The sequence below is a fragment of the Microtetraspora sp. AC03309 genome, from assembly GCF_020826795.1.
In the GTDB taxonomy this organism is placed as follows: domain Bacteria; phylum Actinomycetota; class Actinomycetes; order Streptosporangiales; family Streptosporangiaceae; genus Microtetraspora; species Microtetraspora glauca.
Genome location: NZ_JADDIL010000083.1, coordinates 1 through 21,731, shown reverse-complemented (window position 1 = coordinate 21,731; position 21,731 = coordinate 1). Strand labels below are relative to the sequence as shown.

The 21,731-nt window shown below is 70.0% G+C and carries 18 protein-coding genes and 1 pseudogene; 9 read left to right on the top strand and 10 right to left on the bottom strand.

The window, feature by feature from the left end:
- Positions 1-2: 2 nt before the first annotated feature.
- Positions 3-3,458 carry a WD40 repeat domain-containing serine/threonine protein kinase gene (locus tag IMZ11_RS35385; RefSeq protein WP_228646788.1) on the bottom strand — a complete coding sequence of 1,152 codons (3,456 nt, stop codon included), beginning with the start codon at positions 3,456-3,458 and terminating at the stop codon, positions 3-5.
- A 159-nt stretch (positions 3,459-3,617) separates the two neighbouring features.
- Here IMZ11_RS35385 and IMZ11_RS35380 point away from each other — a divergent pair, with 159 nt between their 5' ends.
- The gene (locus tag IMZ11_RS35380) at positions 3,618-4,217 is read left to right on the top strand and encodes a DUF4291 domain-containing protein (RefSeq protein WP_228646787.1); all 600 of its coding nucleotides are present in this window, start codon (positions 3,618-3,620) and stop codon (positions 4,215-4,217) included.
- Between the two features lie 10 nt (positions 4,218-4,227).
- Here IMZ11_RS35380 and IMZ11_RS35375 read toward each other — a convergent pair whose 3' ends face one another.
- A complete protein-coding gene (locus IMZ11_RS35375; protein ID WP_228646786.1) occupies positions 4,228-4,929 on the bottom strand; it encodes a GNAT family N-acetyltransferase in 702 nt (233 codons plus the stop codon).
- 58 nt (positions 4,930-4,987) lie between these two features.
- On the opposite strand from IMZ11_RS35375, the gene IMZ11_RS35370 reads away from it, so the two are divergent.
- Positions 4,988-6,727 carry a HEAT repeat domain-containing protein gene (locus IMZ11_RS35370; protein WP_228646785.1) on the top strand — a complete coding sequence of 580 codons (1,740 nt, stop codon included), beginning with the start codon at positions 4,988-4,990 and terminating at the stop codon, positions 6,725-6,727.
- Positions 6,728-6,830: 103 nt separating this feature from the next.
- Here the strand turns inward: IMZ11_RS35370 and IMZ11_RS35365 are convergent, their stop codons facing one another.
- Positions 6,831-7,946, bottom strand: a complete 1,116-nt coding sequence (locus IMZ11_RS35365) for a M24 family metallopeptidase (RefSeq protein ID WP_061255698.1) — start codon at positions 7,944-7,946, stop codon at positions 6,831-6,833.
- Between the two features lie 167 nt (positions 7,947-8,113).
- Here IMZ11_RS35365 and IMZ11_RS35360 point away from each other — a divergent pair, with 167 nt between their 5' ends.
- Both IMZ11_RS35360 and IMZ11_RS35355 read left to right on the top strand, forming a co-directional pair.
- Positions 8,114-8,968, top strand: coding sequence for a PP2C family protein-serine/threonine phosphatase (locus IMZ11_RS35360; RefSeq protein WP_228646784.1), 855 nt, complete (start codon positions 8,114-8,116; stop codon positions 8,966-8,968).
- A 93-nt stretch (positions 8,969-9,061) separates the two neighbouring features.
- Positions 9,062-9,967, top strand: coding sequence for a 5'-3' exonuclease (locus IMZ11_RS35355; RefSeq protein ID WP_228646802.1), 906 nt, complete (start codon positions 9,062-9,064; stop codon positions 9,965-9,967).
- A 153-nt stretch (positions 9,968-10,120) separates the two neighbouring features.
- Here the strand turns inward: IMZ11_RS35355 and IMZ11_RS35350 are convergent, their stop codons facing one another.
- Entirely contained in the window at positions 10,121-10,342 is a 222-nt protein-coding gene (locus tag IMZ11_RS35350; protein WP_228646783.1) for a hypothetical protein, read from the bottom strand.
- Positions 10,343-10,420: 78 nt separating this feature from the next.
- On the bottom strand, positions 10,421-13,135 hold the full coding sequence (locus IMZ11_RS35345; protein ID WP_228646782.1) for an RNA helicase: 2,715 nt from the start codon (positions 13,133-13,135) through the stop codon (positions 10,421-10,423).
- 123 nt (positions 13,136-13,258) lie between these two features.
- Here IMZ11_RS35345 and IMZ11_RS35340 point away from each other — a divergent pair, with 123 nt between their 5' ends.
- Positions 13,259-13,687 carry a hypothetical protein gene (locus IMZ11_RS35340; protein WP_228646781.1) on the top strand — a complete coding sequence of 143 codons (429 nt, stop codon included), beginning with the start codon at positions 13,259-13,261 and terminating at the stop codon, positions 13,685-13,687.
- A 301-nt stretch (positions 13,688-13,988) separates the two neighbouring features.
- Entirely contained in the window at positions 13,989-14,240 is a 252-nt protein-coding gene (locus tag IMZ11_RS35335; protein ID WP_228646780.1) for a hypothetical protein, read from the top strand.
- A gap of 15 nt (positions 14,241-14,255) precedes the next feature.
- Here IMZ11_RS35335 and IMZ11_RS35330 read toward each other — a convergent pair whose 3' ends face one another.
- From IMZ11_RS35330 to IMZ11_RS35315, 4 genes and pseudogenes are all read right to left on the bottom strand, one after another.
- Positions 14,256-16,220, bottom strand: coding sequence for a DUF5050 domain-containing protein (locus tag IMZ11_RS35330; RefSeq protein ID WP_228646779.1), 1,965 nt, complete (start codon positions 16,218-16,220; stop codon positions 14,256-14,258).
- Positions 16,221-17,776: 1,556 nt separating this feature from the next.
- Positions 17,777-18,300: pseudogene (locus IMZ11_RS35325) on the bottom strand (transposase); the annotation flags it as partial.
- A 322-nt stretch (positions 18,301-18,622) separates the two neighbouring features.
- Positions 18,623-18,961 carry an MFS transporter gene (locus tag IMZ11_RS35320; RefSeq protein WP_228646778.1) on the bottom strand — a complete coding sequence of 113 codons (339 nt, stop codon included), beginning with the start codon at positions 18,959-18,961 and terminating at the stop codon, positions 18,623-18,625.
- Positions 18,962-19,077: 116 nt separating this feature from the next.
- Entirely contained in the window at positions 19,078-19,488 is a 411-nt protein-coding gene (locus tag IMZ11_RS35315) for an organic hydroperoxide resistance protein (protein ID WP_228646777.1), read from the bottom strand.
- A gap of 142 nt (positions 19,489-19,630) precedes the next feature.
- On the opposite strand from IMZ11_RS35315, the gene IMZ11_RS35310 reads away from it, so the two are divergent.
- Genes IMZ11_RS35310 through IMZ11_RS35300 form a run of 3 tightly spaced genes read left to right on the top strand, consistent with a single transcriptional unit; the run spans position 19,631 to position 21,260 of the window.
- Complete coding sequence (locus tag IMZ11_RS35310; protein ID WP_228646776.1) at positions 19,631-20,545, top strand: AraC family transcriptional regulator; 915 nt, start codon at positions 19,631-19,633, stop codon at positions 20,543-20,545.
- A gap of 28 nt (positions 20,546-20,573) precedes the next feature.
- On the top strand, positions 20,574-20,969 hold the full coding sequence (locus IMZ11_RS35305; protein WP_228646775.1) for a hypothetical protein: 396 nt from the start codon (positions 20,574-20,576) through the stop codon (positions 20,967-20,969).
- A 39-nt stretch (positions 20,970-21,008) separates the two neighbouring features.
- Positions 21,009-21,260 (top strand): hypothetical protein, encoded by a 252-nt coding sequence (locus IMZ11_RS35300; RefSeq protein ID WP_228646774.1) that lies wholly within the window; start codon positions 21,009-21,011, stop codon positions 21,258-21,260.
- Between the two features lie 198 nt (positions 21,261-21,458).
- Here the strand turns inward: IMZ11_RS35300 and IMZ11_RS35295 are convergent.
- Positions 21,459-21,731, bottom strand: a 273-nt coding sequence (locus IMZ11_RS35295) for a hypothetical protein (protein WP_228646773.1), incomplete at its 5' end; no start/stop codon positions are given.

Genomic DNA, 21,731 nt, shown 5'->3' with positions numbered 1-21,731 from the left:
GATCAGCACACCTTCCGGTAGGACACCTCGGGGATGAGGCGTCGCCATTCGTCCTCTGACAACGTCGCCCCCACACGCGCGCACACCGCGGTGGCGGCACGCCCGGGATCGACGGGATAGCGCTGGAGCGTTCCGTCCCAGCCCAGGCTGTAGAGATCGCGTCCCCCCGCGCCGAACGCCAGGGCCGTCACCTGACCCGTGTGGGCCGTGTACGGCTGGCCCAGCGGAAGTCGCGCCGCCACGTCCCAGACGCGTACGCTGCCGCTCGCCCCGCCGGTGGCGAGGAACCGGCCGTCCGGGGAGAAGGCGAGCGCGACCACGTCGTCGAGACGCCCCTGGAGCGGCGCCAGACGGCCCGTCCTGCGGCGGGTCGTGGCGTCCCACAGGTCCACGCCGAGCTTGCTGAACCCGGTCGCGACGATGCGGCTGTCCGGGCTGAACGCCACCGAGCGCACGCCGTCGTCGCTGGGCCCGAAGGGCCGGTCCCAGACCGGCCCCCGGGGCAGCGCGACGAGCGCGTTGGCCAGGCCGCCCACGGCGAGGGCCCCGCCGTCCGGCCGGAACGCCATGACGTCCCCGCCGTCGTGCGCGAGGACGTCGCTCCTGGTACGGCGGGCCACGTCCCAGAGCTGCACCGGCTCGGGGCTGCCGCTCGACGGGCTGACCGCGAGCGTCCGCCCGTCCGGGCTGAACGCCAGCCCGCCCACCCAGTTCACGTCCGCGAGGGGGAGCGCGGCCAGCCGTACCCGCCGGGACACGTCCCAGAGGGTGAGGACGGGCGGGTCCTCCGCGCCCACGGCGAGGACCCGCCCGTCCGGGCTGACCGCGAGCGCCGTGGCGGCCGGGGACGCCAGGGGAGGTCCCAGCCTCCGCCCGCCGGCGACGTCCCACAGTTCAAGGGAGGTTCCGGTCTGCACGGCGGCCAGCCGCGCGTCGCGGCTGAAGGCGACCGTCTGGATCTCGGAGGCGAGCCTCAGGGAGTGGGCGCCGGCGTCCACGTCCAGCACGGCGACCGCCCCTCCTCCCAGCAGGTAGCTGAGGGTGCGGCCGTCGGCGCCGATCCGCGCGGACGGCATGCCGGAGGTGTCGCCCAGGGGATAGCGCAGGAGCGACACGCCCTCGGCCGACCACAGGCCGACGCTCCTCTTGTCGTAGGTGACGACGAAGCGCCCGTCGGCGCTGAACGCCAGCCAGACCGCGCCCGCCCCCTCCAGCCGCCCGCCCCTGCGGGCCCGTTCCGGCAGGTCCCAGAAGACGACGTCCGCGCCCGCGCTCACCGCCAGGGTCCGCCGGTCCGGGCCGAAGGCGACCCAGACCGCCCGCCCTTCGCCTGGTACGGGCAGCCGCCTCCCCGTGGTGACGTCCCACAGCTCGAACCGGTCGCCGTCCAGCATCGGGGCCGCCAGCCGGTCGTCGTACGACATCGCCACGGCCTCGACCCCGGCGTCCGCCCGGTCGACCATCCGGGTGCCCTCGGCGGTGTCCCAGATCTGCCACCTGCCGCCCTCGGTCACCAGGCCGAGCGACCGCCCGCTCGGGCTGAAGTCCAGCCACCGCGCCACCTGGCCGATCTCCGAGCCCGCGGGCCGCCGCGACACGAGATCCCAGACGCGCACCGAGCGCTCCCCCGCGACCGCGAGCCACCTCCCGTCCCGGCTCAGCGCCACGTCCCGTACGGCACGGCCGACGCCGGAGACGGCGCCCCGCTCCCGGCCGGCGGCCACGTCCCACAGCACCGCCCGGTCCTGGTCGACGACGGCGAGGGTCCGCCCGTCGCCGCTGAGGCCGAACCGCGCCTCCGCGGTCACCTTCGGCGGCGGTGACACGCTGTGCTCACGCTGGGCGAGCGAGCTGTACAGCGCGGCGCGTGCCTCCGACACGGGGGCGAGCCGCCACGCGGCGACGCTCAGCAGCATCGCCCTGGCCGGGTCCGCCGACCGCAGCGAGTCCGCCCGCGCCGCGGTCTGCCGCGCGGCGGCGACGTCACGCTGCCGGGCGGCGGCCGCCCCCTGGACCACCGCGACCACCGCCGACGCCAGCACCAGGACGAGCAGCGCGGAGAGCGCCCCGGTGAGCTGGCGCCTGCGGCGGCCCCGCACCCGGCCCAGCGCGAGGGACGCGTCGAGGAAGGCGCTCTCCAGCAGGTTGAGCGTGACGTGCTGGCGCCCGGTGGCGGCCCAGGCGACCGCCGTCTCCAGCGCGGTGCCCTGGTAGAGATCGCCGGGGCGGCGGCCGTGCCGGTCCCACATCCCCGCCGCGTCGCCGAGTTGCCGGTGGATCCGCAGGCCGTCCCTGTCCGCGTCGATCCACTCGCGCATCCGGGGCCATGCGCGCGGCAGGGCCGCGTTCGCGAGGGAGACGGCGTCGCCCTCGCGCGCCACCACGTCCATCCGGGCGAACCCGGACAGCACGCGCTCGGCCGTCGCCGGGCCGACCACGCCGTCGAGGAGTTCGCCGGGGTGAATCTTCCTCGGCAGGTCGTCCTCGCCCTCCCCCGGCGTGACCATGCGGAGCAGGATCCTCGGCACCAGCGCACGGTCCGCGGGGCCGAGTCCGGAGTAGGCGTCCTCGGCCAGCGCGGCGAGCGACGGCGGCGACGTGCCGGCGGGGGGCCGGACCAGCTCCGCCGTACGGGTGCCCGCCGCGAGCAGCAGCGCCAGTTCGTTCCTGCCGCCGACGAGGCCGAGCAGCAGCGACCTGGCGGTCGGCCGGTCGCGCGGGTCCTTGGCCATGGCGGCGGCGACCAGGCCGCGCAGCGGCTCCTCGATCATGGAGAGGTCGGGTTCCGCGCCCAGGATGCCGTGGAAGAGGGACGCGATGCCGTCCCCTCCGAACGGCTCGCGCCCGGTCGCGGCGAAGGCCGTCACGGCGCCCCACGCCCAGATGTCGACCGCCGGGCCCGCCCGCTGCCCGAGGACGCTCTCCGGGGCCATGAACGCCGGGGTCCCGGCCACGCGCCCGGTGGTCGTGAGGGACATCTCCCGGGTGCGGGCGATCCCGAAGTCGATCACCCGTGGTCCGTCGGGGCCGATGAGCACGTTGTCCGGCTTGAGATCGCGGTGAATGACCGACGCCTGGTGGATGGCCGCGAGCGCGGTCGCCACACCGGTGGCCAGCCGGTAGAGCCGGTCCTCCTCGTACGGCCCGTCCCGCTCCACGGCCTGCCGCAGGCTCGGCCCGCCCACGTACTCGCTGACGATGTACGGCAGGGCCGCGTCGAGGTCGGCCTCGATCACTCTGGCGGTGCAGAACGGCGACACCTTCCGCGCGGCGGCGGCCTCCTTGGCGAACCTGGCCCGCATGCCGGCGCCGTCGTCCGCCCGCAGCACCTTGACGGCCACCCGGCGGCCCGTCGCGTCGTAGGCCTCGTAGACGACTCCCTGGCCGCCCTCGCCCAGCCGCCCGGCGAGCCAGTAGTCACCGAGCCGGCGCGGATCGCCGGGAGCCAGGGCCGCCATGCACCGATGGTGCAACGCCGCCCGTGTACCGGCCAAGAGCGTCTTTCCTCGCCGACGCGACCTGTCCCGTTCGTCCCACCTGGGCCGTCCCGATCAATCAGGCTTTCAGGTGAAAAATGCGTTTGCCCGGTGACGTGCCGATTCGCGACGCTGATCGGTATGAACGTGCCCTATCGGCAGATCCGTGCCGCCTACTCCGAGGAGTCCGTCACCGTCTATCAGGCGTACGACCCGGTGATCGCCGAACCCGCCGTTACCGCGCGACGGTTCGTCCCGCCGTTCAAGCGGGAGCGCATGACGTGGATCAAGCCCTCGTTCCTCTGGATGATGTATCGCTGCGGCTGGGCCGCCAAACCCGGGCAGACCCGCGTCCTGGCCGTCGAGATCTCCCGTGCCGGGTTCGAGTGGGCGCTCGGGCACGCCTGCCTCAGCCACCACGACGGCACCGACCCGACGGCCTGGGCGGAGCGGCTGCGGCACAGCCCGGTCCGGATCCAGTGGGACCCGGAACGCGACGCGCACCACAACGCCCTGCCGCACCGATCCATCCAGATCGGCCTGTCCGGCGAGGCCGTCCACCGCTATGTCGACGAGTGGATCCTCGGGATCACCGACGTCACCGGCCGGGTGCGCGACATCCACGCCGCCCTCCGGAACGGGCGGGACGTGACCGGCCTGCTACCGGCCGAACGTCCCTATCCCCTGCCCGCGCCTCTCGCGGACGCCATCGGCGCCACACCGGGCGCCGAGGCCGCCTGACCGTCGGTTCTCACACGTCGGCGGCCGGGACGAGCAGGGCCTCGGCGCCGACGGGGGTGAACCCGGCGGACAGGAAGGCCCGCACGCTGGCCGCGTTCCCCGGAGCGATCTGGGCCCACACCACCCGTCCTTCGCCGAGCAGGTGCCGCCCGGCACGGGCGAGCCGCGCGCCGAGCCCCCGGCCCCGATACCCGGGATCGACCTCCACCGCGATCTCCCACCGGCCGGCCACGCCCCGGCCCAGCAGCACGATCCCGCCCTCCGCCCGCCACACCCGCACCCCGTCGCGATGCCGTACGGCACGGCGCACCCGGGGATGGTCGGGATCGGCGAGTTCGGTGAGGGACACCGGGGGCGGACCGGCCAGCGGACCGGCCACCACCAGCATGTCCACGTTGTTCACGCTGCGCCCGGTCCGCTTCTCCAGAGCGCTGAGGAACGGCGGGTTCAGCGGCGCGGACAGATCGTCGCCGGGAAGCAACCCGCGCGCCCACGCGGGGTCCACGTCCGCGAAGACCACGCTGTGCCCGGTGAAGGCGATCACACCGCAGTCGCGGTCGTTCGGCTGGCGCAGGACGCGCACGGAGCCGTCCGCGTCCGGGTACTCGCCCCTGCCGACTCCGTCCAGCACCTCTGCGAGTGGATGCGTCAGCGAGTCTCCCACCGGCACTCGACCCGGGATATCGGCCTCAGGGCCACCGTCCAGGATCACGCCCCCACCTTTCCTTCACAGTTCGGGCCGATGGTCCCGGCACCTGTTCGCGTACGACATGCGACCGATCGCCGAGATCGTCGCATCAGTCCGTTCCCGGATCAACTCCTTGAACGAGGCCGGAGAGCTCAGGGGGCGAGGGGTCGATCCGGCTTGGCCGGAGGCGTGGGCGGCATCCATACCTCCGCTGCTGGAGTCACTCGACGACGCCGACGTCCACGTACGGCGGATGACGACGTGGGCGCTCGGGGCCGCGCGCCCACAGGCCGAGACGGTCGTGGATCGATTGCGCGCCAGGTGGCCGGCCGAACCCGACCTGACCGTACGGCTCGGGCTGGTGCTCGCCGCGGGCAAGCTGTCCCCGTACGGCGCGACCTGGCTGCAAGGCCTGCGGGAGCATCGCGAGCCTCAGGTACAGCTGGCGGCGACGATGGCGCTCGGCCGCCTGGCCGAGGACATCGACCTGGTCTGCGGCGCCGTCCGCGAGGGTGATCTCGCGGCCTGGCGGCACAACCCGTGGTACGGGGGCACACCCGAGTCACTGGTCTGGGGTATCGACCACGAGCTGGGCGGGCACTGCCGGGCACGCATCCGCTTCGCCACCAGGATGCCGGCGCATCGCGACCCGCAGGTGCGGATCGGTGGGGTGAAGGCGGCGGGCGTCGTCCTGAGCACCTGGCTGTCCGCGCTGCCCGAACTGCTCCCTCCGCTGGTCGAGCACCTCGACGACCCCGACGCGACGGTCCGCGCGTTCGCGCTGCACCTGCTCGTCGCCAGCGGCGAGGCAGGGCCGCACCTGGACCGGCTGGCCGCCATGCTGGCGGATGAGACGCGACTGTCCCGTCGCGGGGAGGCCCGCATCGCCGACATCGCGTTGTGGGGGCTGGCGTGGGCCGGTGATCGGCGCGCCCGTCCCGGCCTTCTCGACCAGCTGTCCACGGGTGGCGTCAGGTTCCCGCGGTCGGCCAACCTCTTCGGCACGTCCCCGTACATGACCGCCCTTCCGGGTCTGCACGAGCTGCTCGGACGGCTTGAGGGATGGGCCGACGTCCTCGTACCCGCCGTACGCGATCTCCTGCGCCGGGCTGACAACGTCGAACTGCGACGTGTCCTCGCCCAAACTCTGGAAGCGTGGGGAGCGTCGGCGGCGCCCGCCGTACCGGAGCTGAGGAGTCTGCTCGACGGCGACGCGCGCCTGTGGGCCGCCGCGGCGCTCGGCGCCATCGGCCCCGACGCCGAATCGGCCCTGCCCGCCCTGCGCAGACCGCCGCGGACTGCGACGGGGCACCTGTCCGGCGTCGAGCGGGTCACCACCGCATGGGCGTTGTGGCGGGTCACCGGCGACGCCGAACCGGCGCTGGCCATGATCGGCGCCGCTCTGGAGCAGGGCCGATCGAACAAGGCCCTCAGACTCCTGGCCGACTTCGGTCCGTTGGCCGCGCGCCATGAGGAGCCGCTGCGCCGATCCCTGACCGACATCGGTGACTGGGAGCGAGTGGAGGCCGCCCACGCGCTGTGGCGGGTCACCGGCGATCCCACCGACGCCGTTCCGGTCCTGCTCCAGACGATCCAGGCGCTCCCGGAGGGCAAGGTCACCCCGGTCATGGCTGCCGCGATCGGATATCTCGGCGAGATCGGCGCCCCCGCCGCCGGGGCTGCCCCGTTGCTGGAAGCGGCCCTCGCCGGCGACCTGCGACTGAACTACTTCGGCGGCTGGCGGGCGTTCGCGGAGGATGGCGAGCGGCGCCGCCACCTGCGGCGTGCTCTGGATCGGATACAGGACGCCACCGCGCGCTGACCCGCGATGGCGCGCCCGATGTGGGGTACGGCTTCGCGATCGGGGTGGCCGGATCACCGGCCGCCCCGATTGTGAGCCTGACCGCCATCAGTGCGCAGAGGTGTCACACGATGACGAGGTCACGCGTGGAGTGGTTGAGTCGCTCTCCCTCGGTCTCCCCGCAGATCATGATGTCCTCGATGCGCGCGCCGTGCTTGCCGGGGAGGTAGATCCCGGGCTCGACGGAGAAGGCGAATCCCGGCTCCATCAGGGCCGTGTTGCCGGAGACGATGTACGGGTCCTCGTGGGTCTCCAGGCCGATGCCGTGCCCGGTCCGGTGGATGAAGTACTCGCCGTAACCGGCCTCCGTGATCACGTCACGGGCGGCGGCGTCCACGGACTCACAGGTCACGCCGGGCCGTACGTGGGCGCAGGCCGCCTCCTGGGCGTCCTTGAGCACCTCGTAGTACTTCACGAACTCGGGTGACGGCTCACCGACGCAGTAGACCCGGGTGGAGTCCGAGCAGTAGCCGCTCGGCATTGTGCCGCCGATGTCCACCACCACGGCGTCGCCCGGCTGGATGACCCGATCGGACACCTCGTGGTGCGGGCTGGCGCCGTTCGGGCCGGAGCCGACGATCACGAAGTCGACCGTGACATGCCCGGCGGCGAGGATCGCCTCGGCGATGTCCCGGCCCACCCCGCGCTCGCTGCGGCCCGCCTTGAGGAACCGCGGCACCTGGGCGTGGACGGCGTCGATGGCGGCGCCCGCGGCCCGCAGCGCCGCGGCCTCGGCCGGGGACTTGCGCGCGCGCAGGGGGCTCAGCACACTCCCGGCCAGCACCTGCTCGACCCCGGGCATCGCGTCGCGGAACCGCAGTGACTGCAGCGCCCACATCCTGTCGGCGAGACCCACCTTGGACAGGGACCCCAGCCGATGCGCGACCTGGCCGTACGGGTCGTCCGTCTCGTCCCAGGCGACGAACTCGACGCCGAGCCGCGAGGCGGGCGAGTGCTCGGCGGCCGCCAGTTCGAGCCGGGGAACCATCATGAACGGCTCTCCGGAGGCGGGGACGACGAGGCAGGTGAGCCGCTCCAGGGGCAGCGCGTCGTAGCCGGTGACGTAGCGCAGGTCGGGTCCGGGCGTCAGCAGCAGCGCGCCGAGACCGGCGGCCGCGGTCGCCTCCTGAACGGCGGCGAGGCGGGACACGGGATAGAGATCAGAGGACGTCGTTGTCACGCGCTCCAATCTAACGATGAGCACGGGGCCGGCACACACCAGGTACCGGCCCGAGGCTGGTCAGGGCCCCACCCCCGCGGTACGTGAAACGGTCTCGCGATGCTACGCTGCGCGTCGGAACAATCACTTTCCGTTCCACATCCCTTCCTGCTCGAGGAGCTGTTCACATGATCGCCGTAGCTGGCGGCGCCGGGCCATGCCCTCCCTTCACCGGCGAACGCGCAGTGGTCCCCGCGACGACCACGGAGATCGTGGACCGGCTGCGGACGCAGCTTCTCGAAGTACGCGAGCAGGCCGCCGAGGACCGCACCATCACACTGGCGCTGCGGGACGCGATCCTGCCCGAGCCCGGCGGCTCGATCGACCTGCCGCACGCGCGGGTCGCGGTCCGCTACGTCCCGGCGGAGAAAGCGGCCAGCCTCGGAGGCGACTGGTACGAGGCGGCCCAGTTGCCCGACGGCCGGATGCTCCTCGCGATCGGCGACGTCTCCGGTCACGGGCTGCCCGCCATCGCGCAGATGGCTCAACTCCGGCACGCCCTGGTGGGGCTGACCATGACGGGCGCGTCCCCGGACCGGCTGCTGGCGTGGCTCAACGAGCTCGTGCTCAGCCGCCTCGACGAGACCACCGCGACCGTGATCATCGGCCGTTTCGACCCGGCGACCCGCGTCTTCACCTGGGCCCAGGCGGGCCACCTGTCCCCGATCCTCGTCCGGGACGGCGTCGCCCGCCAGCTCCAGCCGCCGCAGGGCATGGTCCTCGGCGCCGCGCCCGGCCCGCGGTACAGCGTGGCGGAGATCCTGCTCCACCCCGACGACCTGCTGCTGATGTTCACCGACGGCCTGGTGGAGCGGCGCTCGCGCGACATCGACGAGGGCCTGGCCCTCACCCTGGGGGCGGCGGAGACGATCTCGGGGCACGACGACCTCGATCCCGGTCTCGACCGGCTCCTCGACGCGCTCGGCGGTCCCAACCCGGAGGACGACACCTGCCTCCTCGCGGTCGGGGTCCTCGACGGCTAGGCGCCACCGGGACCCGGAAACGCGACCGGGAGAGGATTTCCCTCCCCGGTGAGCCCGGCGGACCCGCTCTCTGGCCATGATGGACGGGTGCTGATGCTTCTCGACACCCCTTCGCTCTACTTCCGCGCGTTCTACGGCGTGCCGGAGTCGATGACCGCGCCGGACGGCATGCCGGTCAACGCCGTACGCGGGCTCATCGACATGATCGCCACCCTGGTGCGCGACCACTCGCCCACGCGGCTCGCCGCCTGCATGGACGCCGACTGGCGGCCCGCCTTCCGGGTCGCGGCGATTCCCACGTACAAGGCGCACCGCGTCGCGACGGGCGACGAGGAGGAGGTGCCGGACACCCTCGTGCCCCAGATCCCCGTGATCGAGGAGATCCTCGACGCGGTCGGCATCGCGCGGCTCGCCGCCGACGGATACGAGGCCGACGACGTCATCGGGACGCTGACGTACCGGGAGGCCGGGGCGGTGGACATCGTCACCGGGGACCGCGACCTGTTCCAGCTCGTGGACGACGCCAAGCCCTGCCGGGTCCTTTACACAGTAAGAGGCATTCGTAACCTTCAGACGGTGGATGAGGGATTTGTCGCCCATAAGTACGGGATTCCCGGCCGGGGCTACGCGGACTTCGCGACGCTGCGCGGCGACCCCAGTGACGGCCTCCCCGGCGTGCCGGGTGTCGGCGAGAAGACGGCGGCCACGCTGATCAGCCGGTTCGGCTCGCTCGACAAGCTGATCGCCACCCTGGACGAGGGGGTCCAGGAGGGCTTCCCCGCCGGAGCGCGGGCCAAGCTGGCGGCCGCTCGCGACTACCTGAACGTCGCGCCCGCCGTGGTGAAGGTGGCGCACGACGCGCCGGTTCCCGACACCGGCCTGGCCTGCCCCACCGCGCCCCTCGACCCCGACCGCCTGGTGGCCCTCGCCGACAGGTACGGCCTGGACGGTCCGCTGAACCGGCTCCTCTCCGCGCTCTCCTCGCGCGCCGCGACCTGACCCCGCCGCCGCCACGCGCGCCCGGCACGCGCCACCAGGCGTCATCCGCCGCCATCCGTCAGCCGTCAGCCGTCACATGGGATCACGGCGACGGGCCCCGAGGACGAGTGTCCTCGGGGCCCGCGCGTTTTCCGGTGCGATAGCCGCGGGAGGCTACTTCTTCAGGCTCCAGCTCGTGCCGTACCCGCCGAGGTGCAGCGCGAGGAAGAACAGTCCGGCGACGCCGAGCGTGGTCACCGTGAGGACGGCGCCGACGGCCCAGCCGCCGATGGCGAAGACCAGTGCTGCGAGGAAGAAGAGCGCGGCGAGGAGAGCGAACATCCCTACCTCCAGGGACTGCGGGGCTTGTTGTAGGGAGATTTCCACCCAGATCACCCGAGAACCTTGCCCTGCGGTTACTGTGCGCGAACTGGCCGCTACACGCCCCCGACCGGGCGGTCAGTTCGCCGCCGATCAGTTGACCGAGGAGTACGCGACCACGCCCCGGCGCAGCGCGTCGATGGCCTTGTTCGCGTTCTCCTTGACCTTGCTTCCGACCGGCGCGGCGTCCCTGAGCTGGCCGAGGAGGTCGAGCAGTTGCTTCATCCAGCGGACCAGGTCGCCGGCCGCGAGATCGCCGTCGGTGAGAACGGCGTCGAGGCTGTGCCCCTTGGCCCACCGGAACGCCACCCAGGCGAACCCGAGGTCGGGCTCCCTGATGAACGACAGTCCGTGGTCCTCCTCGATGGACTCCAGCTCGCCCCAGAGCCGGATCATGGCCGCCAGCGCCTCCTTGGCGGCGCCGGCCGGGATGCGCGGGCTGCGGGCGTCGTCGGACTGCCGCGACTCGTAGATCAGTGACGACACGCAGGCGGCGAGCTCCGCCGGGTCCAGCGTCTCCCACAGGCCCGCGCGCAGGCACTCGGCGGTGAGCAGGTCCAGCTCGGTGTAGAGCTTGGCCAGCCGCCGCCCCTCCTGGGTGACGGTCTCGCCCTCCAGGTAGCCGAGCTGGTCGAGCACGCCGCACACCCGGTCGAAGGTCCGGGCGATGACGTGGGACCGGCCCTCGACCCTGCGGCGCAGGACCTCGGTCTCGCGCAGCAGCTTGTGGTACCGCTCGGCCCATCGCGCGTGGTCCTCGCGTTCGTCGCAGCCGTGGCAGGGATGCTGCCTCAGCTGCCGCCTCAGCCGCAGGATCTCCTCGTCCTCGGCCGCGTGGTCCTTGGCGCGGGGCGGCTTGCCGAGATCACGGTCGCCGATCTTGGCGTGCATGGTCGAGACGAGGTTGGCCCGCTCCTTCGGGGCCCGCGCGTTGAACCCCTTGGGGATCCTGATCCACTCGACCGGCTCCACCGGCACCGGGAAGTCGGCCGGGGACAGCCGCTTGACCTGCTTGCCCGCGGTGAGCACGAGCGGGGAGGGCCCTTCGCCCCGGACGTTGACCCCCGGGTCGAGGACCACCGCCAGCCCCGCGCGCCGCCCGCCGGGGACCCGGATGACGTCTCCCGGCTTCAACTCCTCCAGGGACTGCACGGCCTGCGCCCTGCGGGCGGCCCCGCGCTGGCGGGACAGCTCGGCCTCCCGGTCCGACAGCCGCCTGCGCAGCCCCGCGTACTCCTGGAAGTCGCCGAGGTGACACGTCATGGCCTCGGCGTAGCCCTCGAGCGCCTGCTCGGACTTGCGCAGCTGGCGGGCCAGCCCGACGACCGCCCGGTCGGCCTGGAACTGGGCGAACGAGTCCTCCAGCAACGCGCGGGCACGGGCCCGGCCGACCTGCCCGACGAGGTTGACCGCCATGTTGTACGACGGGCGAAAGCTGGAGCGCAGCGGGTACGTACGGGTGCTGGCGAGCCCGGCGACGCCAACCGGGTCCATGCCGGGCTGCCACACCACGACGGCGTGACCCTCGACGTCGATGCCGCGCCGCCCGGCGCGACCGGTCAGCTGGGTGTACTCCCCCGGGGTCAGGTCGGCGTGGGTCTCGCCGTTCCACTTGTCGAGCTTCTCGATGACCACCGACCGCGCGGGCATGTTGATGCCCAGGGCCAGGGTCTCGGTCGCGAACACCGCCTTGACCAGGCCCTTGGTGAACAGCTCCTCCACGACCTCCTTGAACGCGGGCAGCATGCCCGCGTGGTGCGCGGCGAGGCCGCGCTCCAGGCAGTCGCGCCACTCCAGGTAGCCGAGGACCGCGAGATCCTCGTCCGGTAGGTGGGCCGTGCGCTCGTCGACGATCTGGCGGATCTCGTGCCGCTCCCGCTCCGTCGTCAGCCGCAGACCGGCGTACAGGCACTGCATGACGGCGGTGTCGCACCCGGCGCGGGAGAAGATGAACGTGATCGCGGGCAGCAGCCCCTCCGCGTCGAGCTTCTCGATGATGTCCGGCCGGTGCGGGGCCGGGCCGCGCCTCGGCCGGGTGTACCCCCGGCGGCCCCGGGCCTGCGCCAGCCGCACCTCGTCACGGGAGATCCGCATGAGGTTGGGGTTGATGCGCAGCACGCCGTCACCCTCGTTGGCGAACAGGTCGTACAGGCGGTTACCGACCAGCATGTGCTGCCAGAGCGGCACGGGACGGTGCTCGTCGACGATGACCGTGGTGTCGCCGCGGACCTCGCCGAGCCACTCGCCGAACTCTTCGGCGTTGCTGACCGTCGCGGAGAGCGCGACCACCCGCACCGACTCGGGCAGGTGGATGATCACCTCTTCCCAGACGGCGCCGCGGAACCGGTCGGCGAGGTAGTGCACCTCGTCCATGACCACGTAACCGAGACCGGCGAGCGTGCCGGACCCCGCGTAGAGCATGTTGCGCAGGACCTCGGTGGTCATGACCACGATCGGCGCCTCGCCGTTGACGCTGTTGTCCCCGGTCAGCAGGCCGACCTTGGCCGCGCCGTAGCGGCGGACGAGGTCGTTGTACTTCTGGTTCGACAGGGCCTTGATGGGCGTCGTGTAGAAGCACTTGCGGCCCTGCTCCAGGGCGAGATGGACGGCGAACTCCCCGACCACGGTCTTGCCGGACCCGGTCGGGGCGGCGACCAGGACACCGTCACCGGCCTCCAGGGCCTGACAGGCGTCGATCTGGAACTCGTCGAGGGCGAAGTCGTACAGACCCCGGAACGAGGTGAGGGCGGGCCCGCTACCGGCCTGCTGCTCACGGAAGGCGGCGTAGCGTTCCGCAGGCGTGCTCATGGGTCCAACCCTACCGATCCCGGGATGATCGGCTGTCCTCGGCTGTATGAGGCTCTATGAGGTTACTGAGGTAAGAGCAGATCTCATCCGTTGGCTGTCAAAGGCAATCGGTGGCTGTATTAAATGCTGGCCGCCCTCCTGACCGCCTGCGGCGGCGTCAGCACCGACAGGGACGCCGCTGACATCGTCTCTGAGTTGGCCGCGCGGGGCCTGCCGGCCGCTCTCACCGTGACCTACACCGAAGAGAACGACCCGAACAAGCTTCTCGGCCGCCCCAACGGCTACACCAGCAAGGCGGCGTTCACCCACGAGCGGGCGGCGGGGGCAGGTGGCAAGCCGGGTGACATCAACCTCGGCGGCGGAGTGGAGGTGTTCCAAGACGCTGACGCGGCCCAGACACGCGCCAACTACATCCAGACCCTCGCCAAGGCGAGCCCCATGCTGGGCGAGTACACCTACCAGGTGGGCAACGTCGTCTTGCGCATCTCCAAGGATCTTCCGCCAACCGACGCGCAGGCGTACGAGACCGCGCTCAGCAAGATCGTGCAGTGACCCAAGGAAGGCTTGATCGCTATGAAGAGGATGTTCGCTATTCCTCCCAATAGATTGGCAACTCTCAGAATCTGAGCCTGGATGCACCGCGTGATTCATCGGTACCGGACGGCGCCGCACCACCCCGAGGGGCGCACCGCTAGCTGTGCCGCCGTCACCCGGGGAACGGGCTGGCGGCGCAGCTAGTCTAAAAGTGCAGTATGCCCGCTTATCGCAGGTGGGCCAGCACCGCGGCCCGCCTGCCTGCATGACCCGAGAGGGCGTGACCGGACGAACGGGAAGAGCCCTATCGTCTAGTTTTATGGTGACCACCCGTGTTGCGCGGCCGGGAGACAGGGTTGAAGTTGAAGCGCTGGCCGGCGTCGCGCTGGGCGTCGATACCGCCCCTGGCAACAAGGGCCAGCTCGGGACGGCCGTCGACGAGCGTGGCGGCCTCTTACCAGTTCCGCACGGATCAGCGTATGCGCTGGTCGCTGCCGCAGCCGATGACGCTCCGATTTGCGGGCTGGCCTACAGCTGCCCGCCCGTGCACCCGGCATTCGGACAGTTCTGATATCCGACTGTGCCGTTAGCCGCCCAGCTCGACCTGTATCTGACGGGCTCCGGAGGTGATCGTGCCCTGGCCAGCGGGTGTGCCGTAGAACCGGTACTCGCCTAGCCCGTCGGTGAAGGTGCTGAACTGGTGGCCGCCGACGGTGAGCGTGACCGGCTCGTAGGCGAGTGGCTGGCCGGACTCGTCGCTCAACGTTCCTACATGCGAGGCGGACGTAGTGGGAAATGCGAACATGAAGGATCTGTACAGCGTGTCCCAGTAGACCAGGACAGTGGCCGGGCCCTGGTATCCGTACGCCGGGCCGCCCACTGTCGCGGTCGCTGATTGCGAGTGGGCTTCGCTCTTCTCCTCTGAGCTCGTGCTCGTCCAGGTGAGCTCGTTGCTCTTTTTGAGGAAGCTGATGCCCTTTGACATGCCCACGGTGTACTCGGTTTGCACTTCGTGGGTATCGGTCTGGACGTTTGCGCTTGACAACGCGACAGTGAACTTTGCAGGCTCGCTCTGGGGGTCAAGCGGCGGGCTGTAGGGGAAGCTCTGCAGGGTGGGGAGGAAGCGTTCCGGGTCGATTGCTCCCGAGCCGCGGGCGAAAGGATCAGTGGAAAGGATCTGGTCGTAGTCGTGCTGCGTGAGGCCACGCGCGTCGAGGGAGGCCTTGATCCCGGGTGGCATGGGCGTCGTGCCCTTGAGCCAGCCGGCGTAGACCAGGTAGATCATGGCAGTGGCTGTTTCGGTGCCCATGCTCCAGAGGACGATGTCCTGCGGGTACTGCTGCGCCGTCACGGTTGGGTTGAGCAAGAGCAGGAAGGCGTCGTAGTCATGATTGATGCCGTCCTTGGCCGGGCCTGACATCTCAAGTGTATAGGTCTGGCTCTTGGTGATCTCTAGCGCGGAAGTGTTGGTTTCGCTGCGGGATGCCGAGAAGTCACCGCCGAGCGTCGCTTTGTCCCCTCCGCTGGCTTCGACTTTCGTTCCGTTCTTGAACGACTCGCTCGTCGTGGTAGTCGTGCCGGTCGAGCTGCCGCCGGCGTACTGCACGGAAGAGCTGCTGCCGCCGCCCTCGGTGCCTGGCGGCGCGTAGGCGACCGTGAGCACGTAATACGCTGGCGTCCCTTCCTCAGTTTTCAGGTCGCTGGCCGGCACGAAGTCCCGCAGGAGCTGGTTTCCTGTTCCCTGAAAGTACACCCATTCGCCGACCACGCCATTGGCGAAGCCCATGGCTGGGACTACCGGAGTGCACAACGTGGAGTTGCCGTCGACGGAGGTGAGCTGGCTTCCATCGCTGAGCATCCGCCACAGGCTGTTGTTCGTTGCCCGGAACCACACCCAGCCGTCGACGGTGACCGTAGGCGAGCCCAAGCAGGAGTTGTTGCCGGGCCTGGACAGCTGGCTGCCATCGGCCCGCATGCGCCACAGGCTGTTGTTCGTTGCCTGGAACCAGACCCAGCCGTCGGCGGTAACGAACGGCGTCGAATTGGTGGAGTTGTTGCCGGGCCTGGACAGTTCGCTGCCGTCGCTCCGCATGCGCCACAGGCCGTTGTTCGTTGCCCGGAACCAGACCCAGCCGTCGGCGGTAACGAACGGCGGCGAGCTAGTTAAGTTGTTGCCGGGCTGGGACAGCTGGCTGCCATCGGTCCGCATGCGCCAGAGCTGGCTCGCCCCCGTCCCCTGGAACCAGACCCAGCCGTCGGCGGTAACGACAGGCGAGGAGGCGATGGTGTAGTTGCTGAACGTTTGCTTCTGGCTGCCGTCGGTCCGCATTTTGTACAGGCGGTTGTTCGTCCCCTGGAACCAGACCCAGCCGTCGGGCGTGACGAACGGCGTCGAATTGGCGAAGTTGCCGCCGGGCTGGGACAGCTGGGTGCCGTCGGCCCGCACGCGCCAGAGTTCGTTGCGCTGCGTCGCTATGAACCAGACCCAGCCATCGGCCGTGACGAACGGTTGCGCCGCCGTCTTGTTGCCGCCGATCTGCTCCTGAAACAATGAATCTCCTCTCAAGGCTTCCGCCCGGCTGCTGAACGGGGCCGAATGCGGACGCCAAGGCCTTTTGGCAGGAAGAGGGAATCGGTCCCATTACCCTCGCTAACTGACGTTGTCATGGGAGCAGGTGAGCGTCAACCGTAAGCATCGAGGATTTCTCAGTAGCATGAACCGGTCAGGCGTGATGTAATGAAAATGGCAGCGACCAGCTAAAAAAGCAAATCCTGCCGTCAGGTCCGGCTAGAGCGGATTCCCCAGAATCGCAGCTACTGTCTCCTCGATGCGACGCCCTGTGTCGGAGGACGCCGATGCCTCGCGTACTCGGCGCCGCAGCGCTTCAAAGGACACGCCCTGCGGCAGGTCTAGTGTGCTGACCATGGCCTCGGCCTTCTCGGCGAGCGCGGCGAGTTACTGGTGTCGCTCGTCATCAGGGCCGTAAAGCGGCACTGGCACCTGCCAGACGTACTTATCGAAGTGGCGGGGGTTGTGCTCACCGCGCGCCTGCAACGGCCGAACGCGGGCCGTCATGGTCTCACTGTTCAAAACAGCCACGACGAATCGCGCTTCTTCAAGGCTAGCCGCTACACCCCAATACAGAACGTGCTCGATTACGGCCGAAGGGTCGCTCACACGAGCTGCAGCGAGGTACATGCCGCTCGCGGAGTAGGCAATCCGGTGTTCGGGAGTCGGGAACTGCATGGACAGACCGCGGCGGAAGTCGAGCCGCTTCCCAAACGCTTACTTGATCTATGCTTCATCCACAAGCGCTCAGCTTCTCGCCACCATTGCGCTAGGCCCGGATAGAGGTCGAGTCGCTCGTCGCCGCCGTGGAGGATTCGTTGACCATCCCACGGCACGATAACCCGCAGTCGTTCCCGGATCGCGTAGGGCAGGACCGAGTCACCGACCAGCAAAGGCCGCACGAATTGACGCTCCACCATTCCGGAGAGAGAAGGCAGCTCCTTCCAGGGCGGCTTTTCCTTCGGACTGCGTCGACTAGCTACCGCGACTCGACCCGCGCCAGCTCCGAGCGGTGGAGCAGGCTGGTTCTCAACGATGAGCAGGACGCGCGGGACGACTGCGGCCCCCTCCACGAAACGGGCCGCGTACGGCGAGGTCGTTCCGCCCTCTCCGGAGGCCGTCTCCTGCGTGGTTCGTACGAGGCGCGTGCGCGCCACTTGAATCGACGCGTTGGCTGTCGGTAGGCGACCGGACCAAAGCTCTGCGGATTGGTCCAGAGCCCTCGGCGAATCCGCCACGCATTCTCCGAAGATGACCGATGCGGGCACTGGGAAGAACGAGGGCTTGACGAGGTCAAGATCCCATGGCACGTCGTACGCCAGCAAGGTCTGATGTCCTGGCGCGTGGAATTGCCCGGTGCGGAGTCCGGCGAACTGGCGCCGAGACAGCGTGGCCAGCGGCATGACAAACCCGAAGCGGCCGCCCTTCCGCAGATACAATTCGGCAGCTCTGACGAGGAATAGCCCGGACAGGTCTTGGTTGGTGGCAACGCTGGCCCCTGCCCACATACCCCGGTCTTCACTCTGAGGTTCCCCCTTCGACAGGTCGCGGGCGGCGAAGGCACGCTGCTCGGCATTCCACTGCTCGGTCAACCGGGTGATCACCGGCGCCGACAGCCCGGCCGTGGAGCCGAGGAACTGCCCCAGCGCCGGCACGAAGTCCCCGCTGGACAAGCCATGCAGGTACAGCAGCGGCAGCACCTCGCTGACCTTCGGTGTCTTGCGCGCCCAGGGCGGCAGGATCGCCGAGGAGAACCGCTTGCGTTCGCCGGTGACCTCATCGGTTTGCTTGTCGTTGACGCGTGGCGCTTTGACCTCGATCGCGCCGGCCGCGGTGAGCACTTCCCGCGGCTGGTGGTAGCCGTTGCGGACGACCAGACGCGCCCGGCCTCGTCGCGCTGGTCGGTGAACTGGGCGATGTAGGCGTCGACCTCGGCTTTGAGGGCTTCGGCGAGCATCCTGCGGGCGCCCTCGCGGACGATCTCGTCGATCAGCGAGGAGGAGACCGGGCCGTCTGCGGTACGGCGGTCGCCGTCGGTGGGGTCAGGGACTACGGTGAGCACGGGTGTGCCTTCCCGACCGACGTTGGCGCGTCGGTCATGCATGAGACCTACATGATCATCGGGAAGGTACACCCCTTCCCGGCCGATCCACAGATCTCAAGCATTGCTCCGGTCATCAGGCCACCCCAGGGGTGCCAGGGCCGAACCAGTGGCCGTGAGACGAGTAAGCCATCGTCAGTCCTCCTTAAGCGCTAGGGCGGCGCATCGTGCCGCGTACTGCTCGTTGTAGGCATCGCCCTGGTAGTGGACCGCGACCGCGTGCTCGACCTGGCGAATCGCTCCCAAGGTGATGGAAGGGCGACCGAGCTGGGTGCGGATCTCGTTAACCGCGGCGTGCATTTCCTGTGCCTCGTAGCCCACTCATACGGTTCTTACGGTCGAAGAGGTCGGCCAGCCGGCCGCCCAGCAGCAGTGTGCTGCCGAAGCCGAGCGTGTAGGCACTCACCACCCATTGCAGGGCGTCAGGCGTCATGCCCAGTTCCCGTTGGATCTGCGGTAGGGCGGGACCCATGGTCGCGATGTCCATCGCGTCGAGGAACTGCACCGCGCACACGACGAAGAGCGGCAGCGCCGCGTTTCTGACGCGTCCGCCCGTGGCGGCGCCAGCGCCGGTCCCGGCGGGATCCAGCCTGGAGGCGGATGAGGTGAATGTCTCTGTCATGCCCATGCTCCGACTCGGGTTGTTCGTCCAGATTCGTGGGGCAACCGGGAAAGACGACGCCACCTGGATCGCGGACTCCGGCGGTTGCGGTCCAGGTGGCATCCAGCGGGTGGTGGCTACTCGGCGAGCAGCTCGACCGGGATGTTGCCGCGCGTGGCGTTGGAGTACGGGCAAACCTGGTGGGTGGCCTCGATGAGCTCGCGACCGATATTCCGGGGCATGCTCTCCGGCAGCTTCGTCCGCAGGCTGACTTCGAGCTGGAAGCCGCCTTGGCCGTTGGGGACGAGGCCGACCTCGGCGGTGACCGACATGCCCGAGACGTCGATCTTCTTCTTCTGCGCCACCAGCTGCATGGAAGTGGCGAAGCAGGCCGCATAGCCCGCCGCGAAGAGTTGCTCGGGGTTGGTGCCGTCGCCGGTGCCGCCCAACTCCTTCTGGAGGGCCAGCTCAACGTTCAACTTGCCGTCCGAACTGAAGGCGCGGCCGTCGCGGCCGGTCGCGGTCGCGGTCGCGGTGTACTGGCTCATGTCATGCCCTTCTGGTAGACCGATCGGTCAATCTGTTTGACGCACTCAGCGTAGGGAGGTCAGGAGCCGCTCCCCATGGCTCACTGTCTCCGTTTCATATCTGATCGTCTTGCCGGGTGGCGGACTGCGATACGATCTGGCGATGGATGTGCTCAGCGATGCAATCGGTGTCATGCGTACGGGGCGCCCGCATTCCACTGAGATCCGCAAGCACGCTCCGTGGGGAGTGCGGGCCGAGCCGTTCTCCGGGGCCGGCTTCCATGTGGTGCTGGAAGGGACATGCTGGCTGATCCCGCCGGAGGGCGCCGCGATCGCCCTGAGCGTGGGCGATGTGGTGTGCCTGCCGCACGGTTGCGGGCACGCTCTGGCCGACAGCCCGTCGACACCCCTGACGGGCGCACCCTCGGCCTCCCTGCGGGAGATAGCGCCGAGCGCCGACGACGGCGAGAGGGCCACGACGATCCTGCTGTGCGGCGCATACACGCTCGACCAAACCCGGCCACATCCACTGTTCGAGGAACTGCCCGAGGTCATCCACCTGCCGGCACGTCTCGGCCACCGCACGCCGCTACATGCTGCCGTCAACCTGCTCGGCGACGAGATCGCCAACCCCGACCACGGAACCGAAGCGGTCGTGTCGGCCCTGCTGGACATCATGCTGCTCTACATACTGCGGGCCTGGCTCGACGAGCGAGCCGACGATGGCCCGGCCACCGGGTGGGCCGCGACGCTGCGCGACCCGGCGATCACCGCAGCGCTGCGCCACATCCACCAGGAACCCGCCGGGCAGTGGACGGTCGAAGCGCTGGGCGCGAAAGCCGGACTGTCGAGGGCGGCCTTCTCCCGCCGGTTCACCTCGCTGGTCGGCAAACCGCCGCTGGGCTACCTGACCTGGTGGCGGATGACCCTGGCGGCGCAACTGCTGCGCGACACTGACAAACCGGTGCAGACCGTCGGGCAGTGCACCGGGTACACCTCCGAATTCGCCTTCGCCAAAGCGTTCAAACGAGAGTACGGCTTGGCCCCCGGTCGATACCGCCAGCAGTCGCGGAGGTAGTCCGGGTCAGCGGGACGACGTCCATGACGTGATCGACTTCCGTCCTTCCGGCGAGGGCGCGGTGTCGATGGTCCCGGCGGTCGGCGCCGGCGTCCTCGGCGTCCAGGCTCGCCAGGCGGACACCCCCGTGATGCGACTGCTCGACGAACTCAACCACCCGGCCACAGCCAGGCACATCCTCGCCGAGCGGACGATGCTCCACATGCTGCACGGCCACTGCGACTCCCCGATCGCCGGATACGCCTCCACCACCGCAGGCGGGCAGCTGAGCCTGTACGGGATGGTGTTCAACCGCGACGGTTCGCAGTTCGTCCGCTCCCACGCGTGGGGCGACGTCGACGATCCGGCCACCCTCGGCTCCCGCGTCGCCGCCGACCTTCTCCACCAGGGCGCCCGCCGTCTGATCACCGCCACCCGCACATGACCGCCGACCCCGCCTTGCTCGCCGGAAGGACGGCCGCGCATGGGGGTGTTCTTCACCGCCTCCCGCCGGGAGGGCGAGGTCGTGAACGCCGAACCGGGCAGGTGCGCCAAGCTCATGTGGGCGCCACCGGACATGCTGCCGGACAACACGGTGCCGTACACGGCCGAAGGTGTCGACTTCTGGATGTCCGGCCACGGCATCGGCGTACACGGCTGGCCCCAGCAGCGGGGCGCTCGCACACAGTCGAGCGCCCCGCGCCCTGACGAAGGGTGGCGGGGCGCTCTGGTGTAGATCAGCAGGCCAGTTCCCATATGAGCCGGCAGGTTCGTTCGCGGTCCTCCACCAGATGGCAAGAGCCAACCGATTCGTGGACGTTCAGGCCCTGCGGATCGATACGCCCCCCCCGCCGTTCCTCCTACCGGCCTTTGAATGCGGCAACGGCGCACGCCACCGAACTTCAATCGGGTGAGACCGACCGGTTCGGCGGTCTCACTGGGCCTGGATGGGAATCGCGTTGAATGCGGAGACGCCTGCGGCGTTGCCGTTTCCGCCGTTGCCGCCGTTGGCGTTGTTGTTGCCGCCGCCGGCGATCGCGCCCCCGTTGCCACCGTTGCCACCGCGAGCCGCGACGAGCTGGGCGAGGACGTCAGCCGGGATGTCGAAGCCCCGGTTCTCCCTGACCTCACGCTCCCGCGGCTGCTCCGGCTGGCGGATGCGGATGTTGTTGATCACGTGCTGGCGCTGCCTCTGGTGCTGACGCTG

Excerpts from the sequence above, each read along its gene's own strand:
- IMZ11_RS35310 (WP_228646776.1), top strand. The coding sequence starts at position 19,631 with ATGGATGTGCTCAGCGATGCAATCGGTGTCATGCGTACGGGGCGCCCG.
- IMZ11_RS35370 (WP_228646785.1), top strand. The coding sequence starts at position 4,988 with ATGCGACCGATCGCCGAGATCGTCGCATCAGTCCGTTCCCGGATCAAC.
- IMZ11_RS35315 (WP_228646777.1), bottom strand. The coding sequence starts at position 19,488 with ATGAGCCAGTACACCGCGACCGCGACCGCGACCGGCCGCGACGGCCGC.
- IMZ11_RS35360 (WP_228646784.1), top strand. The coding sequence starts at position 8,114 with ATGATCGCCGTAGCTGGCGGCGCCGGGCCATGCCCTCCCTTCACCGGC.
- IMZ11_RS35355 (WP_228646802.1), top strand. The coding sequence starts at position 9,062 with ATGCTTCTCGACACCCCTTCGCTCTACTTCCGCGCGTTCTACGGCGTG.
- IMZ11_RS35335 (WP_228646780.1), top strand. The coding sequence starts at position 13,989 with ATGGTGACCACCCGTGTTGCGCGGCCGGGAGACAGGGTTGAAGTTGAA.
- IMZ11_RS35340 (WP_228646781.1), top strand. The coding sequence starts at position 13,259 with ATGCTGGCCGCCCTCCTGACCGCCTGCGGCGGCGTCAGCACCGACAGG.
- IMZ11_RS35345 (WP_228646782.1), bottom strand. The coding sequence starts at position 13,135 with ATGAGCACGCCTGCGGAACGCTACGCCGCCTTCCGTGAGCAGCAGGCC.
- IMZ11_RS35300 (WP_228646774.1), top strand. The coding sequence starts at position 21,009 with ATGGGGGTGTTCTTCACCGCCTCCCGCCGGGAGGGCGAGGTCGTGAAC.
- IMZ11_RS35380 (WP_228646787.1), top strand. The coding sequence starts at position 3,618 with ATGAACGTGCCCTATCGGCAGATCCGTGCCGCCTACTCCGAGGAGTCC.
- IMZ11_RS35320 (WP_228646778.1), bottom strand. The coding sequence starts at position 18,961 with ATGACAGAGACATTCACCTCATCCGCCTCCAGGCTGGATCCCGCCGGG.
- IMZ11_RS35385 (WP_228646788.1), bottom strand. The coding sequence starts at position 3,458 with ATGGCGGCCCTGGCTCCCGGCGATCCGCGCCGGCTCGGTGACTACTGG.